Raw genomic sequence first — 15,368 nt, forward strand, 5'->3', positions numbered from 1 at the left:
TCTTACCGCTCTAACGCTAACACTATTGAAAGATATGGAACCATTATGTAAGTAATGTAAAGCAAAAAAAAATCCAGGAACGGCCATAGCCGAACCCGAAATAAGATTGGGGAATCTATTGTTTTATATAACAAAACATTGTAACAGGACGTCCAACGGCACGATAAATCAGTCTCGCCTGCAGGGTACCTGTCTCCTTAAGAAAAGTAAGATATTTACGTACAGACACCCGTGATACACCTACACATTTTGCCAACTCTTCTGTTGTAAAAGGTTTGGAATACTGTTTAGCCTGCTCAAGTATAGCGTTTAACGTTTCCCGCTCTATCCCTTTCGGCAGGTCACCCACTGGCAAATCACCTTTCGACAGAATCCGGCGATCAATTTCATTTTGATTTAAGACAGTACTGTCCTGAATGAGCTGAATACGATCCCGATAAGCAATTAGTGCTGCATACAAACGCTCAAATTGAAAAGGTTTAATCAGATAGTCCACCACACCTTGCCTAAGTGAGTTCTGTATACTGGCACTATTACGTGCTGCCGTTATCATGATAATATCAATATTATGGCCTAAAGAACGAATACTTTGTAATAATTCCATACCATCAACAATGGGCATAAAAATATCAAGTAGAATCAGCGTGACTTCATTTAATTTTAAAAATTCAAGTGCCTCTGCACCATTGGACACCATTCCCACCAAAACAAAACCTTCTACTTGGTCTAGATAATGCTTATTCAACTCGGCAACCATAGGATCATCTTCCACAATCAAAACCTTGATCAAGTCCCCACCCCCTCTTTACTTTGATATACAATGGTAACTTTAAATGATGCACCACTTCCCGGGGTAGTTACAACCTGAATGGTGCCGTTTAATCGTTCTACGGCCCTTGCAACAAGAAACAGACCAAACCCACGACCTGAGGATTTTGTTGAGTATCCCTTAACAAAAATCTGTTCCACCAATGCCTGCTCTATGCCAGGACCACAATCCATCACTTCAATCGTCAAGGCACGATCCGTATATATCATTGATACAGCAACCTGACGTTTCGGCGAGTCTTTCACCGCATCAAGGGCATTATCAATCAAATTTCCTATGATCGTAACCAATTCATTCGTAACTTGAGCATCCTCTGGCTCTGGAAGAAAACTTTCCTCGGCTAATACCATATCAATTGCCATTTCTCTGGCCTTGCTGAACTTACTTAAGAACAAACCGCCAAGCACAGGATCATGAATACATTGACTCACAAATTCTGCCTCGGCAATATCCTGATTTGCAATTCGCGTGAGATATAGTTCGAGTTTGTCATAAAACTTCAAACGAACCAACCCCAACATCACATGTATCTTATTCATAAATTCATGGGCTTGGGATCGCAGTGCCTCGACATAACTATTGACATCAGTAAGTTCTTCTGCTAATTCGCGCATATCTGTCATATCGCGAAAGGAAGCGATAGCCCCAACAATTTCACCATTTACCACAACTGGAACTCGATTGGTCAAAATCGTAATCCCGTTAATCTTTTGTTCCTGATCCAACTCAGCCTGCCCCGTATTCATGATATCTTGCAAGCGGGTATGAGGAACATATTCACCGACTTGGCGTCCAATGGGATTACCCGGTATCCCAGCCAGCTTTAAGACCCGTATCGCTTCATCGTTCGCTATTGTTATCATACTATTTTTATCAACTGCCAAAATTCCTTCCCGCACGCACTGCAGCATAGCACTGCGCTCTTCAACCAATTGGGCAATAGCAACGGGCTCTAGACCAAATAAGGTTTTCTTAATATTGCGCGCTAATAAAACAGCAGAACCGATACCAATGAGTAATCCTAAAAGAGTTGCAATATATATAATTTCATGACTCTCGGTCAACGCTTTCTCCACATCACCAAGTAAGATTCCCACAACCACTGCCCCTACTTGCCTCCCATCCTGGGCAAACACAGGAGAAAATGCGCGCAAAGACGGTCCATAGGTGCCTTCAGCGTATGAAATATACTCATGGCCCTGCAACGCTGACGCTTCATCACCGCCCTTGATATGTTGCCCTACAAGGGCCGCATCTGGATGGGATTTCCTGATTCCTTGCATATCGAAGACCACAACGAACTCCACGTTAACAGCATTGCGAATCGTGTTAGCATATTCCTGAATGGCTGCTGTATCATTCGCTTCTAATCCTGAAATGACAGTAGGAGAATGAGTCATCGTCCTACAGATATCCAAGGCTTTCTGCCCGAGTGTAGCCCGTACATCTGACTCAACACGATTCGTAATCAGCGCATTCGCCGCCAATAAAGATAATGCCACCACGCCGCAAACTAAAAGAATAATTTTGGTCTGCAAATTAAATATCGGCTTTGCTTTCATTCGCATCACTCCGCAATTAACAATTATCGTTACGCTCCTACATTACTTACGCAATCTCATAGGAGCGAATACCACCATACTCTATTTCTCATAAAATGCGAAAATCCTTCAAATTCTTACAAATTTAAAAATTGTGAATTTTTCTATCAAAGAAGCCACGATGAGTTTCGTTATTTCCAGCCTAATGTAGCAATCCCTTACTAAGACTACTACCTCCTAAGAGGATTAGTGGCAGAATTAGCGACTCCTCAGTTGTAAAAACAAAAAAGGGATTTTTGATGCCAGCCGGCTCGAAAATCCCTTTTCTGCATGTCTCCTTTTTGCGGGACAATGTTCCTGCCCCCAATCACTTCTTACACCTATTTATCTCTCAAAATCTCCTGAACAAAATCATATAAGTTTCCTTCTACAAACAGATATCCGGGTATTCCGGCTCCCTTTGCTGCATCAATATCTCGCTGCATGTCGCCAACCAAGAACGATCCATTAAGATCAACCGGCCATTCCAGACATGCTTGCTCAATGAGCCCTGGTAAAGGCTTACGGCAATTGCAAATGGAAGAGTACTTCTCCATCGTCCCTTCTGGATGATGGGGGCAGACATAAAAAGAATGAATGATCGCTCCCTGCCTTTCTACCTCTTGTGCCATAAACTCATGAAAATCATATACTGCTTCTTCCGTAAAAAAACCTCGGGCAATACCGCTTTGGTTCGTAACCACAAATACCCAATACCCCGCTTGGTTCAGCATCCGAATTGCCTCAATCGCCCCGGGCATCCAGGTCATTTCTCTTGGTTTACAAATATATCCTCGATCCACATTTAATACACCATCGCGATCAAAAAATACCGCTGGTTTTTTATTCACGCCTTCACTCTCCCATCTAAAAAATCCCAACTACTACTGACTAGCATCTAAGAAAACTCCCTCCCATCATCAATTCCCCTCTTGAGAGGGGTGCCCAAAGGGCGGGGTGTGTTAGATTTAGTTGAGCAGCTTACTAGTTAACCCTTGCAAATTAAAACATTGCACATATCGATCAATGGAATTTTTGATCTTATCCAGTATATAACGATTCCCATCGATTCCTAATGTCTTCATGTTTGCAAACAGTGTTGTGATTTCTCTCTTCACCTCTTCATTCTCATAGGTATAATGACCGCAGATTTCACATATGGTTGCGGTCAATTCTTCTTCTGCTAAAATTTCTTCCACAGACAAATGTACGTCATCACCAATCACCCATTTCTTCCATCGACCGCTGTTCACAGCTTCTTCCGACATCACCCGCTTTAAATTTGACGGATTCTCCAATCTGCCATTTTCAACTTCCTTCTCTTCTAAACGAAGGAGTTCCAAGTACGCTTTGGTTTCGATATAACCAAACTCCGGAGCTACATTCATAGCGGTTATATGCAAAGAAGGATGGTCAAGGATAATATAGTCCTCCAGATAGTCTCCGTTATGCTCTTTCAAACCGACTCCATATTTTTTAGCAGTATCCGCCAACAGCTTTGAGCTCTGATAGCTAAACTCTCCCACATTTTTCGTCAATCGGGTCAACGTACCTGTCTGTCCCACGATAAATACGGGGATGGGAAGTCCTCTCTTAGACAGCTCGCCAGTCAGTTGTCGGATGAATAACTCATAATTTCCCTGACTCGTCAGCCCTCCATTCGTCTCCTCGGTACCCACTTCATAACCGATTTCCGGCAACTGCCGAAGCCTTCTTTCATTCTCCACATATGCAATGAGTTCTATCGTTCTGTTGATTACAACATCCATCGCGATGGATTTGCCCATCACATAAGGATCTTTGGTAGGATCAATATGCAGCAGATCAAAATTGTGAATTAAATCTTCTACATAAGACTTTTTTGCCAATTCCATAGCAGTGGCTTCGGACAAATGACTGTTGCGTTCATTATCCCGCTGCCAAGGTCCACCATGGTCCCGGCACAAATAGTAGAGACCTGTAAAATCTACCTCTTTAGCAATCTCTTCAATAGCCTCTTTAAACCCTTGCTGATCCCAATTGCAGACATAACCTCCCCCCAATTCTTTGGCATCGACTTGGTTGCGACTGGCGATAAACAGGATGGGAAAATCTTTTTCCTTTGCTAATTCCAGGGATGCGACTATCAAATTTCTGGACATAGGCCCGATGCCTAACAAGGTAGTCCGAAAGCCTGTCTCTTCCAAGGTAAAAATCTTATCAATCACTTCTCGTATATTCATTTTATTCATTGTAATAATCTCCTCCATTACACCATTTATAACGCACTCGTAGTCATTGCGAGTACGAAGCAATCCCCTCATGCCTGCCTAGCGTATTCTTTGCTAACATCTACTTTTAAGGAATTCACCAGCAGTGCAGTAACCACAGTCCCGACAACAATCCCCAATATATAAAACAGTGGATTATCAACCACGGGCAATACAATAGGACCACCATGGGGTGCATGATCCGCTACCTTACCCAAGGCGCCAATAACGGCCCCCACTGCCGACCCGGTCATAATAGAAGGCAACACTCGCAAGGGATCTGCGGCAGCAAAAGGAATGGCTCCTTCGGTAATGCCAATCATGCCCATAGCCAAAGCTGCTTTTCCAGCTTCTAACTCTTCCTCGCTATATTTCCTTTTCGCTAGTAAAGTGGCAAGCCCCATCCCTAAGGGAGGCGTGCAAATGGCAATACCAATCGGTCCCATAACGGTATATACCCCTTCTGCCATTAGTCCAAAAGCAAACATGCAGGCGGTTTTGTTGACAGGACCGCCCATATCAAAAGCAATCATAAGACCAGTAATAATAGCAATCACTACAGCCCCTTGTTGGCTGATACTCTTTAATCCATCGGTAATTCCGCCCATAACGGAAGCAATGGGTTGTCCCAGTAAATAAATATAAGTAAGACCAACGAGTAAGGAACTCAAAATGGGAATCACAAAGATCGGCATAACGGGACGCAAGTAACTAGGAACCTTCCATCCCTTGATCCATTTCACGATATAGCCGGCAAACAGCCCCATGACAATAGCTCCCAGAAAACCTGCTTTATAGGGACTGTCTGCTATCGGCTGGTTTGCCAGATAGCCGCCGATCATTCCGGGGACAACTCCCGGCTTACCCGCAAGACTATAGGCAATATAGCCCGCCAAAATCGGAATCATCAAGGTAAAGCCTGCCACACCGATGTTCAATATGTGATTTGCTAAGACACTCGTGACCTCCATACCTTTGGCTCCCGGTGTCCCCGTTGCTAACGCTCCGGCAATACAAATACCACCCACCACAACGGATGGAATCATATAGGAAACGCCTGTCATCAGATGGTTTTTCACTTTCTTTAATTCATCCATTACCAATTCGCTCATACCTCTTCCCCCTTCTTCTCTGCTTTTTCGATCACAACAGCAGGATTCTCAATGGCTTTGCCAACTTCCACCATGATGCTTGGCTTACCATGAAATCGTTCTTCTCCTTCCACGTTCACACCCACGGCAAAAATAATAACCTGGGCTTCTGCCACATCCTGCATCGACAGCTCATTTTCAATTCCCATCGCTCCTTGGGTTTCAATCTTGATATCATGTCCTCTTCCCAATGCAGCTTTCTCCAAGGCAGCCTGAGCCATATACGTATGAGCAATCCCCGTTGGACATGCACATACAGCAATCATTTTCAAAATACTCCCCCCTTTCACTTCTAGATTTGAACCATCCAATTCCCCTCTTGAGAGGGGTGCCTTCAGGCGGGGTGTGTCTCACGTCGTCCCCCTCCCTATAACCCCATCTCTCCGAATATTGCGACTATTTCTGCTGCACTTGTAGCCTGTACTAACCTTTCCCGATAAGAATCATTCATCAGACCTCTACTGATATTCGCTAGGATTTTCAGATGCAAATTATTCGCTTTCTCCTCTGGTACGCCAATGAGGAAAATAAGTCTGACTTCCTGATCGGTCCTCTTATCCCAGCTAAAGGCTTCTTGGCTTTTAGCAAAAGCGATAAAGGGCTCCTGCACATAGCTGCTTTTGCCATGAGGAATGGCAATACCATAGCCGATGGCAGTAGAAAATAACTCTTCCCGTGCAAGAACTGCCTGCATATAGCCTGCAACATCACTGACACGACCAAGTTCCACAGCTTTACGGGTTAAATGTTCGATGATTTCGTTTTTGTTTTTGGACGTTACATTTAATTCGATAAGTGATTCATGGATAATCATTTTTCGCCCCCATTCCATTTTTAAAATACAACTATAATCAGACCTACAGTCCCATTTCTTTAAATAGTTCCACCACTTCCGCTGCATCGGAAGTCTGCAGGAGCCGCCTCCTAAAGGACTCATTCGTGAGACCACCAATCATATGGGTTAGCATTTTAACATCGAAATCATCGTCCTGCTCTTCTGGTACGCCAATAAGAAAAATGAGTCTCGCTTCATGATCGACTCGATGATCCCAAGTAAACGCTTCCTCACTTCTGGCAAAAGCGATGAAAGGAGTCAGGACATAGCGACTTTTGCCATAGGGAATGGCAATGCCATAGCCGAAGGAAATAGGAGAAGATTCGTCTAGGGCAAAGACATCTTGCAGGTAGCCTTCTACTTCACTGATATAACCAAGCTCCTTGGCTTTATGAGCTAGGGTTTCGATAATTTCCGTTTTGCTTTTGGATTTCATATGGAGTTCGATAAGTGATTCGTGAATGATCATTTGCTTCGCTCCTCCAGCGATTGTTAATATTTTTAAAAGACATTTTAAATATTTTCCAGAAAAATGGATTTAATATTTTCTTTTCGCTATACTATAGATAACTATAACAGGAAAATTTTTACTACTCTCCTTTCACTTGCAAAATTGCTCATGCAAATCATTACTCTTACTTTCAAAATCTCATAGGCTTTATGTATTGAGTTGAAAAGATTGTCCATTTGTAAACAATTCATCACCTCCTTAACTGGCTTTAGGTTTTGGGAATTTAAATTTTCCATTTAGCAATTTCGAAAGCGTTACTTTTAAAACCGCTGCAAGTTTTAGTGCTTCCATAACATCAGGAAGATATTTATCATTTTCCCAATCACTAATTGTTGTTTGGGGAAATCCCGTTTCGGAAGAAAGCTTTGTTTGTGAAATTCTTTTCCCTTTTCTAATTTTTCTTAAATTCTCCCCAAATGTCATGCTTCCACCTCCCTTCCATTATTATAACGACACGTCGTTAATTTGTCAACGATGTGTCAGTAACTATTTTTACTTATATGTGATAAAATAACGATAGCGCGTTAACAAAGGAGATAATATTATGGATGTAGCAGCTAAGATTGCCACTAGAATCATCGAGTTATGCAATCAAAAAGATATAACAGTTAACAAGTTGGCAGACTTATCTGGCTTAACCCAATCTACAGTAGACAGCATCGTTAACGGCAAGAGTCGCAATCCACAAGTAGTTACCATCTATAAAATTTGCGAAGGTTTGAATATATCGTTATCCGAGTTCTTCTCCGACAATGAAACCATAGATGCAACTTGTAATGATAACGAAATGGACAACTTACCAGAGCACATCAGAAAAGAAATTGATATGGCTAAGGAATTTGTTCTTTATAAACATGGCATAAAAAAATCTACTACAGATAAGTAGCAGATCAAACCGTAGATAAAAAGGGATTTTCGATGCCACACTGGCTCGAAAATCCCTTTTCCATTTTAAGATTTCGAAATATATAATCAAATACAAAATTTAATTCTTTCGTTTTGAAATTAGTAGGGTAAGGCAATGCGCCTTACCCATTAAGCAAGCCATCCTCTCTCCTGCAAATACTTCTCAATTTCTTTGAAATTTTCAAAAGGGACAAATTCTTGTTGTTCCTTACTGAGCAATTTCTTCAAATCCTTTTTGGCAAAAGCAATGTCCGCTTCTTTGGCTGCTCCTAAATCTGGCTCACTATCTCCAGCGAAGAATACCGTCTCAAATTCCTTTTTCAGATCTTCTACTACTTTGGCTTTATTAATGCCAAAAAGCTCAGAGAAATAAGGGCTCTCTTCATCTGGAGTAATTTCGATACCACCATCTTTATATACTCCGCTCATGGAAATGACCGTTACACCTTCAATCCCACGATGAGCAAGCAATCGGTCAATATAATAAGTTGTACCAGCACTTAGGATATAAAATTCCCCGCCTGCCTCTTGTACTCTACGAATAAAATCTACCGCATATTCATCCAAAGGCAAACGATGGATTTCAGACAAAATCTCTTCTTCGGTTCTTCCGATTGACCCCAATATTTTATTTAAAAACTCTACATTAATCTTCTTCGTTTTTTTCCAATCCTCATAAAATGGTCTTCCCCATTCCTGCAGATAAGTATCTATAATAATATGATAAAAATCTTTCTCCGTTAATGTCCCGTCGAAATCCGATACAAATGCAAACTTTTTCAAAATTGTTCCTCCATAGTAGCTGTGGCTATTGCTATATCCTTGTTTGCTTTCACTTTAGTGATTGAAGTATACCAAGTAAAATGTAATATCAGTATCTCATATTTCGACACTTTTTTCAAACTTTTCTTCATGGTGGATGTCATCAATCTCTCGTTGTATACTTTTACTTAACTCGATCATTTTCTTTACATCAACAAAATGATCTGAATGCCTTCCCTTTGTTGCAAACATAACATCAAAGACCTGTTACAGATAAGTAGCAGGTCTTTGATGTTGACTTTCTGAAAGTATTGAGATTTTCCATACGGGATGTGTTATGCACGCGTTAGCGTGAATGACACATCCCATATGGAAAATAATTGCTAAATGCAATGAGTTATTTACTTTCCAAAATATCATTTTTTTACTATGAGTGATTTAATTTTATACAAAATAAATTACACTCCCACTTTCTGCTTTTTTTTGGCTTAAGCCCATCAGCCCCTCAAGCTGATGCGTTGGTCTCGTTACTAATTCATTCGTAGAACCGCACACTATAACTTACTAATGATTATATATAGCAAAAGACACAGCACCATTCCACTGATGAATATAAGCTGTGTCTACCTTATCATCGCTAACTCGGCTTCTGATTATTTTTTTGATGCGGATAATTCACTAGTCATAGTTGCTGCAGCCATTCCTTCATCGTAAAGTTCTATTACTTGGTTTTCTTTTTCCAACGGAACCTTGCTCAAATCCAATTCTCCCTTAAATGCCCGCTGACTGAGGGAACCGTAGAGGTTTTCCAAGTCAGTGAGGCTTTGGGTGTATTTTGCTTTAAGTACTTCGACTTTTTCAACAATGGCGGCAAATTGGTTTTGTAAGTTTACGGGTGGTACAATAATTATTATACTTTTCAATGATTGCTGATTGATCTTATATGTACCATTAGTTGTTCGTGAAAAATTCTCTATCTGTTTTCTTACAAAAGACAATTTCCACATTAATTCAATAAACTTTTTATTAATTTTTGTTATATCGATATTTGCACAAATCATAGTATCAGGAAAGATTATTTTATCAGAAATATCTCTAACAACCACACTTCGGCCTACTAAATTTATATTTCCATTTCCTCTGCAAATAAGGAAATCATCATTTTTAACTATACTATTGTCATTAATAGATTCAAACGTGGATATTTTATACTCATTCCCCTTAAAAATGCCACCTGTAATAGCTGATAAAGTATAAACTTTTCCTTTTATATTTCCTGTACTAACTGGTGATTGTCCATTTCTAAAATCTTTAACAACACTATCGAATTCTTTTTTGTCCCACCCCTTCTCATTCCTTACCGGATCGCCAAACATCTCCAGAAAGGTACTCTTCAAAAGTTCGTCCAACGCCTTGATACTCTCTTTGCGTTTGGCAATCAGCTTTTCCGCCCGGGTAAGAACGGCGGCAATGCGAATTTGGTCGTCGAGGGGAGGGAGCGGGATCTGAATTTTTTCAAGTCCCTCATATTTTAAAGAATCTCTAACAGAACCTTGTGTATTATTCCTAATTTGCACATTACCATAGTTACTTTTTAAATATCGAAGTAAATACTCTGGAAATAAATTATCCTTATCAACCTCAAATATTACATATAATGGACTAACTAAAGCAAAATTCGCATCAAATAAACATGCGATAGAACCAACATTAATTCTTGATGGATTATAAGCAAATTGTTCTCTTGTTACAAGCTTGTAATTAGATAAATTTTTACTGAAAACTTCTTTGTTAAAATAATCAGTAGATTTTGTAAATCCACTAGAATTAGTTACAGAATATACCTCGATGTTTTCCAATCCACGATTTCGGATACTTTGCTGAGAAATATACTTCCCTAGATTTACAATGTCCCATTTACTTTTCATCCCAGCATCCCCTCAAGCTCACTCAACTCCTGATCAATTTTATTCTCCATAGTCTTAAGCTTAGCAAGAATAACTGCCGGTTTCTCATATTCAACTTCTTCAAATACATCCTCTTTGTACTTACTCATCGAGAGGTCATAATTTTCTGCTACAATCTCGCCTTTAGGCACAAAGAAAAACTTCTCTTTGCGATCAATTTCTTTCCTCTGATCCCGCTTTTTAAACTGCGCTACAATATCCTGTAGATCGCCATACCCTTCCTGTTTTGTCCGCTTATCATCAAGGCTATAGCCGTCGCTTTGCATATCGTAAAACCAGACATTTTCCGTTTCACCGCCCTTGGTAAAGATTAAAATTGCGGTACTGACTCCAGCGTATGGTTTAAATACTCCACTAGGCATAGCAATAACGGCCTTAAGTTCACATTTCTCAACAAGTATTTTTCTTGCTTCAACAAAGGCTTTACCACTGCCGAATAATACACCCTGAGGCACAATTACACCTGCAGTGCCACCCATTTTAAGTAGATTGTAGATATTTTCCACGAACAAAAGTTCAGTTTTGGTAGTTCCTAATTTGAGAGATTCGTTAATGTCACCTTTGTCGATACTGCCGGTAAATGGGGGATTGGCCATAATAATTTGATATTGGTTGGACTCGGTAAAACCTTTACTCAAGGTATCTTTGTAATCAATGTGGGGAGTGTCCACACCGTGCATCATCAAGTTCATCAGACCAAGCCGCACCATGGTCACATCGATATCGTAGCCATACAAGCTGTCATTGAGAATATCACTCACTTTTTTAGTCAAGAGACCGCTCACCGAATTGCGAATAAAACCATCTTCGTCGGGCTGAATATTCTTCTTGTTTTTATCAAGCTGGGTCACCATATACTGATAAGCACCAAGTAAAAAACCGCCCGTTCCGCAGGCGGGATCAGCAATCATGTTGCCCAACTTCGGCTCTACCAGTTCTGCAATAAGCTTGATGATATGCCTAGGTGTTCTAAATTGTCCATTTTTGCCTGCTGAGGCAATTTCGGAGAGAAGCATTTCATAGACATCCCCTTGAATGTCCTGAAATGCCTGTCCGCCTTCGTTGGCATCTTTTTCAATCTCCGCAAATATCTCTTCGATGGTAGATATGGCTTCTACCAGCAAGGCAGGCTTAGGGATAATAAAAACCGCATTCTGCATGTGATGAGTAAAGGGCGATTCATCTCCATTAAGCATTTTCAGGAAGGGGAATACTTTCATCTGCACATGAGAAAGCATCTCTTCGGCTGGCATTTGTTTAAAATCACTCCAGCGAAGAGTCTGTTTATCCACTTTTTGTTCGGTGCCGGGCAGGATAAACTGTCCATCAAACTTAGAGGTATACTTTTCACCTGTAAATTCAGCATCCGATATCCGTTTCAGATCAAGATCATCCAGTTGCTTCATAAATAGGAGATAAGTAATTTGTTCAATAGCGGTGATAGGATTGGAAATACCACCGCTCCAAAATTTATCCCATAGTTGATTAATTTTACTTTTAAGTGCTGCGTTATTTTGTAACAAGTTATGCTGCCACCTTTTTTGTTAGTTCTAAGATTTCGTTAATTTCTGCAGGGGTAAACAAGCCACGGATTCCCTGTGGGTGCAATACTGTAAAAGGTGATTCTATCAAATCACGCTTTTGCACAGTCTCTTTTTCCATTATAAATTCTTTCAATAGATTCAAAAAATCCAATTGCCGGGAACTTAGATTGGTATGGCTAAGAATAAATTGTTCAAATGCTCTAGTGACTGTTTCCGGGAAGCTTTCCAATACTTCTAGGCCCAAGATATGTCTAATGAACTGAATGAACTTTGCTTTTCGATTTTTATACACATTTTTAAGTAAATCCTCCGTAATATGAGGATGCTCGTCGTGTAACATGGCGGCGAGTTCCTGTGCCTCATCTTCGGTAATCTCTTTACCCTCTTTGATCCTCTGCAAAATCGGGTTTCGTTCTGTAAGTTCCATAATGAGCTTTTCTACCATTTCACGATACTTAGAAACACTCACCGCTGAATGTTCCGGCCCAAACTCTACCATTTCTTTTGTTTTCAGTAAATCGGTAAAGTCAAACTTAGCAGGTCCTAAAGATTGAATATCACCATCACGATATTTCATTAATGTAGATAACTTTTCGGCAAGTTCATCAAACGTTTCATCCGTTGCCCTTGCCCAATAGTGATTGGTTTGAGCAAGCTTAATAATCGACTCTTCTCTTGCAACAATATTGACTGAAAGAGGAAGTTCACCAATCAGCTCGACAAGATTATCCTTTAAGGTTTCAAATTTTTCTTTTTCATCTGCCAACTTCGCCAAGGATGCTTCAAGCAAATCTTTCTGAAATCGCATAGCCTTAAAATCGGTTTGGGAAACCGTTCTAAAAAGCGGCTTTATGGTGGCACGTAAAAACTCAATCTTATCATGAGTCAATTTTGTCCAGAAATTATCATCTTCAAGTTTTTGCAATTCTGTGGCTGACTCTTGAATCACCACCGAGTTTTGCGGGAGTTCCTGAATCTGCTTTCTAAGCTTACTAATCTCTTTTTCGGCAATGGCATGGTTTTGCGTGTCAATTGCCTTTTCTATTTTATCAAGCCGTATGCCGATAAAGCGTACTGGGAGCGGAATTTGAACTGTTGCTTCCTTGCCTTTAGGATTGAGCTTAAAATATGCAAAGTTATCCCAGCAATCCAAAATAAGGAACCTATCTTTAACCGTGCACCATGGTTTCATTTTGTGTGGTTCTAAAAGCCTCGTACCACGGCCAATCATTTGCCAGAACTTAGTATAAGAATAGACAGGCTTCGCGAAAACAAGATTCACTAGTTCTCTAATATCAATACCTGTATCCAACATATCAACACTAAGGGCAATACGCGGCATATCGTTGTTTTTAAACTGATCTAGAAGTCCGCCCTTGCCATAGACCCTTGAATCCTCTGAGATAAGTACCTTAGCCAGTTCACCGTTGTATTCAGGGTACAAAGAATCAAATATTTGTTCAATCCGCCGGGCATGAGACTTAGAAGAACAAAAGAATATCGTCTTCCCAGGTAATACACCATTTGTATCTTTAATTGACTCTTCCATGAACTCTTTGACAATAAGCGCATTTGTTCCCTTATTGATAACAGTTTTCTCCAGCTCGGAACCTTCAAAATTTATCTCTTCTATCTCTTTGCCTTCAAGAATTAATCGTTTTTGGTCTTCCAGAGAGATTGTTCGCTTGCTAATACCCTCATCCTGAAACTTGGTATGTATTTTCATCACCTGAAAGCTGCACAAGTAAGGCGGTATATTATTCACTGCTTCTTCATATGTGTAAGCAAACGTTGGAAGACCATTATCGCAATTAAAAAGCTTGAAAGTATTGTGATCTATGATATCTGTCGGCGTTGCGGTTAGCCCGAGGCTAATCGCTTTGAAATAGTCAAGTACTTCTCCATAGGTATTATATATGGAACGATGGCTTTCATCAATTACAATTAGATCAAAGAAGTGAGGTGAAAGAGTGTTTTCCTCTTCCCTGATAATATTGAGCATCGTGGGGTAGGTTGAAATATAGATACGACGATCTTTTGCAATGAGTTTTTCGCCGTCTTTCGGCCACCGGGGTTCATTGGGTAAGTGTTCTTTGAAAGCTTCTAGCCCCTGCTGCCGTAAAGCAATCCTGTCCACCAGAAATAACACTCTTTGTGCATGACCTGCACGCATGAGTGCATCCACAAGGGCAATACATGTTCTTGTTTTACCAGTCCCTGTGGCCATCACTAGAAGAAAGTTTCGTTGTTTCTTTTCAATTCCCTCCATTACAGAACGGATCGCTCGAATCTGATAATCTCTTCCAGCAATTTCTGTATTGATTAGCTCATCAGCAAGCCGTTTCCTATGTTCGCGAATATATTGAAACCGTTCTAAATCATCTCTTGTTGGATAACCTAATATCTTTCGAGGAGGGTAATTCTCTAAGTCCCAGAAGTAAATTTCAAGACCGTTCGTATAAAAGCAGAAAGGAAGTTTGCCACCACGTTGTTTTTGAATGTTATAACAATACTGTTTTGCCTGTTCCCGACCAATTGCAGGATCTTTGGAAGTCTTTTTCGCCTCGACAACTGCAAGGGGCTTTGCATCCCTACCCAATAGAACATAATCACTATATTGATGACCTTCATAAGGAGTTCGCGCCTCTGCCACGCCCTCTGGTAGGGGTACAGAAATATCAAACTCTTTAGAAACCTGAGTAAGATTATTGACATCCCAACCCGCTATATGTAATTTTACATCGATTAGTTCTTTTCGTGTTTCTGCTTCCGTTTTCATCGTTTCTCCTATCTTAGAGTAACACACAAGGACAAGTATATGTGTTATCCCAACTCATTTATGATAGTACATTATTTATGATACGATAAACCCAAGGGTTAGGCATCCTATATAACAGTGACACTTTCCTTTACGGGACAATTATCCAGAATATTTTATAATTCACCTTCGTCCATTGAATTTCCTTGTTTTCTTACAAAAAAATACAACGCCTTTCTCTAAGCGTTGTATTTTTGTATCTTTTAAAGCATATAT

General features: G+C 40.4%; 15 protein-coding genes. 1 reads left to right on the forward strand and 14 read right to left on the reverse strand.

The window, feature by feature from the left end:
- Positions 1-115 precede the first annotated feature (115 nt).
- From JBW_RS12750 to JBW_RS12790, 9 genes are all read right to left on the reverse strand, one after another.
- Complete coding sequence (locus tag JBW_RS12750; protein ID WP_007952503.1) at positions 116-790, reverse strand: response regulator; 675 nt, start codon at positions 788-790, stop codon at positions 116-118.
- Positions 787-2,391: a DcuS/MalK family sensor histidine kinase gene (gene dcuS, locus JBW_RS12755; protein WP_007952501.1), complete on the reverse strand. Its 1,605-nt coding sequence runs from the start codon at positions 2,389-2,391 to the stop codon at positions 787-789. Before dcuS ends, JBW_RS12750 begins: the two co-directional genes overlap by 4 nt.
- A gap of 359 nt (positions 2,392-2,750) precedes the next feature.
- On the reverse strand, positions 2,751-3,260 hold the full coding sequence (locus JBW_RS12760; RefSeq protein ID WP_007952499.1) for a D-glycero-alpha-D-manno-heptose-1,7-bisphosphate 7-phosphatase: 510 nt from the start codon (positions 3,258-3,260) through the stop codon (positions 2,751-2,753).
- A gap of 117 nt (positions 3,261-3,377) precedes the next feature.
- Positions 3,378-4,640: a class II D-tagatose-bisphosphate aldolase non-catalytic subunit gene (locus JBW_RS12765; RefSeq protein WP_235333773.1), complete on the reverse strand. Its 1,263-nt coding sequence runs from the start codon at positions 4,638-4,640 to the stop codon at positions 3,378-3,380.
- A 68-nt stretch (positions 4,641-4,708) separates the two neighbouring features.
- Entirely contained in the window at positions 4,709-5,770 is a 1,062-nt protein-coding gene (locus tag JBW_RS12770; protein ID WP_007952495.1) for a PTS fructose transporter subunit IIC, read from the reverse strand.
- Positions 5,767-6,075: a PTS fructose transporter subunit IIB gene (locus JBW_RS12775; RefSeq protein ID WP_007952493.1), complete on the reverse strand. Its 309-nt coding sequence runs from the start codon at positions 6,073-6,075 to the stop codon at positions 5,767-5,769. Before JBW_RS12775 ends, JBW_RS12770 begins: the two co-directional genes overlap by 4 nt.
- Before the next feature lie 101 nt (positions 6,076-6,176).
- The gene (locus JBW_RS12780) at positions 6,177-6,623 is read right to left on the reverse strand and encodes a PTS sugar transporter subunit IIA (RefSeq protein ID WP_007952491.1); all 447 of its coding nucleotides are present in this window, start codon (positions 6,621-6,623) and stop codon (positions 6,177-6,179) included.
- Between the two features lie 43 nt (positions 6,624-6,666).
- On the reverse strand, positions 6,667-7,113 hold the full coding sequence (locus tag JBW_RS12785) for a PTS sugar transporter subunit IIA (protein ID WP_007952489.1): 447 nt from the start codon (positions 7,111-7,113) through the stop codon (positions 6,667-6,669).
- A 240-nt stretch (positions 7,114-7,353) separates the two neighbouring features.
- Positions 7,354-7,578 (reverse strand): helix-turn-helix domain-containing protein, encoded by a 225-nt coding sequence (locus JBW_RS12790; RefSeq protein WP_007952487.1) that lies wholly within the window; start codon positions 7,576-7,578, stop codon positions 7,354-7,356.
- A 121-nt stretch (positions 7,579-7,699) separates the two neighbouring features.
- Between JBW_RS12790 and JBW_RS12795 the strand changes: the two genes are divergently transcribed.
- On the forward strand, positions 7,700-8,041 hold the full coding sequence (locus JBW_RS12795; RefSeq protein WP_007952484.1) for a helix-turn-helix domain-containing protein: 342 nt from the start codon (positions 7,700-7,702) through the stop codon (positions 8,039-8,041).
- 149 nt (positions 8,042-8,190) lie between these two features.
- On the opposite strand, the gene JBW_RS12800 is transcribed toward JBW_RS12795, so the two are convergent.
- The 5 genes from JBW_RS12800 to JBW_RS12815 form a co-directional block, all read right to left on the reverse strand.
- Positions 8,191-8,844, reverse strand: a complete 654-nt coding sequence (locus tag JBW_RS12800) for an MtnX-like HAD-IB family phosphatase (RefSeq protein ID WP_007952483.1) — start codon at positions 8,842-8,844, stop codon at positions 8,191-8,193.
- A 96-nt stretch (positions 8,845-8,940) separates the two neighbouring features.
- On the reverse strand, positions 8,941-9,075 hold the full coding sequence (locus JBW_RS26035) for a hypothetical protein (RefSeq protein ID WP_268747859.1): 135 nt from the start codon (positions 9,073-9,075) through the stop codon (positions 8,941-8,943).
- Between the two features lie 401 nt (positions 9,076-9,476).
- Complete coding sequence (locus tag JBW_RS12805; RefSeq protein ID WP_007952481.1) at positions 9,477-10,751, reverse strand: restriction endonuclease subunit S; 1,275 nt, start codon at positions 10,749-10,751, stop codon at positions 9,477-9,479.
- The gene (locus JBW_RS12810; protein WP_007952474.1) at positions 10,748-12,313 is read right to left on the reverse strand and encodes a type I restriction-modification system subunit M; all 1,566 of its coding nucleotides are present in this window, start codon (positions 12,311-12,313) and stop codon (positions 10,748-10,750) included. The genes JBW_RS12805 and JBW_RS12810 overlap by 4 nt, the downstream gene beginning before the upstream one ends.
- 1 nt (position 12,314) lies before the next feature.
- The gene (locus JBW_RS12815; RefSeq protein ID WP_007952473.1) at positions 12,315-15,113 is read right to left on the reverse strand and encodes a DEAD/DEAH box helicase family protein; all 2,799 of its coding nucleotides are present in this window, start codon (positions 15,111-15,113) and stop codon (positions 12,315-12,317) included.
- Positions 15,114-15,368 lie beyond the last annotated feature (255 nt).

Origin of the sequence: Pelosinus fermentans JBW45 (genome assembly GCF_000271665.2) — a bacterium.
Lineage (GTDB): Bacteria > Bacillota > Negativicutes > DSM-13327 > DSM-13327 > Pelosinus > Pelosinus baikalensis.

Bases quoted from the DNA above. Each gene is read 5' to 3' on its own strand.
- dcuS (WP_007952501.1), bottom strand. From the start codon at position 2,391: ATGAAAGCAAAGCCGATATTTAATTTGCAGACCAAAATTATTCTTTTA.
- JBW_RS12765 (WP_235333773.1), bottom strand. From the start codon at position 4,640: ATGAATAAAATGAATATACGAGAAGTGATTGATAAGATTTTTACCTTG.
- JBW_RS12770 (WP_007952495.1), bottom strand. From the start codon at position 5,770: ATGAGCGAATTGGTAATGGATGAATTAAAGAAAGTGAAAAACCATCTG.
- JBW_RS12775 (WP_007952493.1), bottom strand. From the start codon at position 6,075: ATGATTGCTGTATGTGCATGTCCAACGGGGATTGCTCATACGTATATG.
- JBW_RS12780 (WP_007952491.1), bottom strand. From the start codon at position 6,623: ATGATTATCCATGAATCACTTATCGAATTAAATGTAACGTCCAAAAAC.
- JBW_RS12785 (WP_007952489.1), bottom strand. From the start codon at position 7,113: ATGATCATTCACGAATCACTTATCGAACTCCATATGAAATCCAAAAGC.
- JBW_RS12790 (WP_007952487.1), bottom strand. From the start codon at position 7,578: ATGACATTTGGGGAGAATTTAAGAAAAATTAGAAAAGGGAAAAGAATT.
- JBW_RS12795 (WP_007952484.1), top strand. From the start codon at position 7,700: ATGGATGTAGCAGCTAAGATTGCCACTAGAATCATCGAGTTATGCAAT.
- JBW_RS26035 (WP_268747859.1), bottom strand. From the start codon at position 9,075: ATGTTTGCAACAAAGGGAAGGCATTCAGATCATTTTGTTGATGTAAAG.
- JBW_RS12805 (WP_007952481.1), bottom strand. From the start codon at position 10,751: ATGAAAAGTAAATGGGACATTGTAAATCTAGGGAAGTATATTTCTCAG.
- JBW_RS12815 (WP_007952473.1), bottom strand. From the start codon at position 15,113: ATGAAAACGGAAGCAGAAACACGAAAAGAACTAATCGATGTAAAATTA.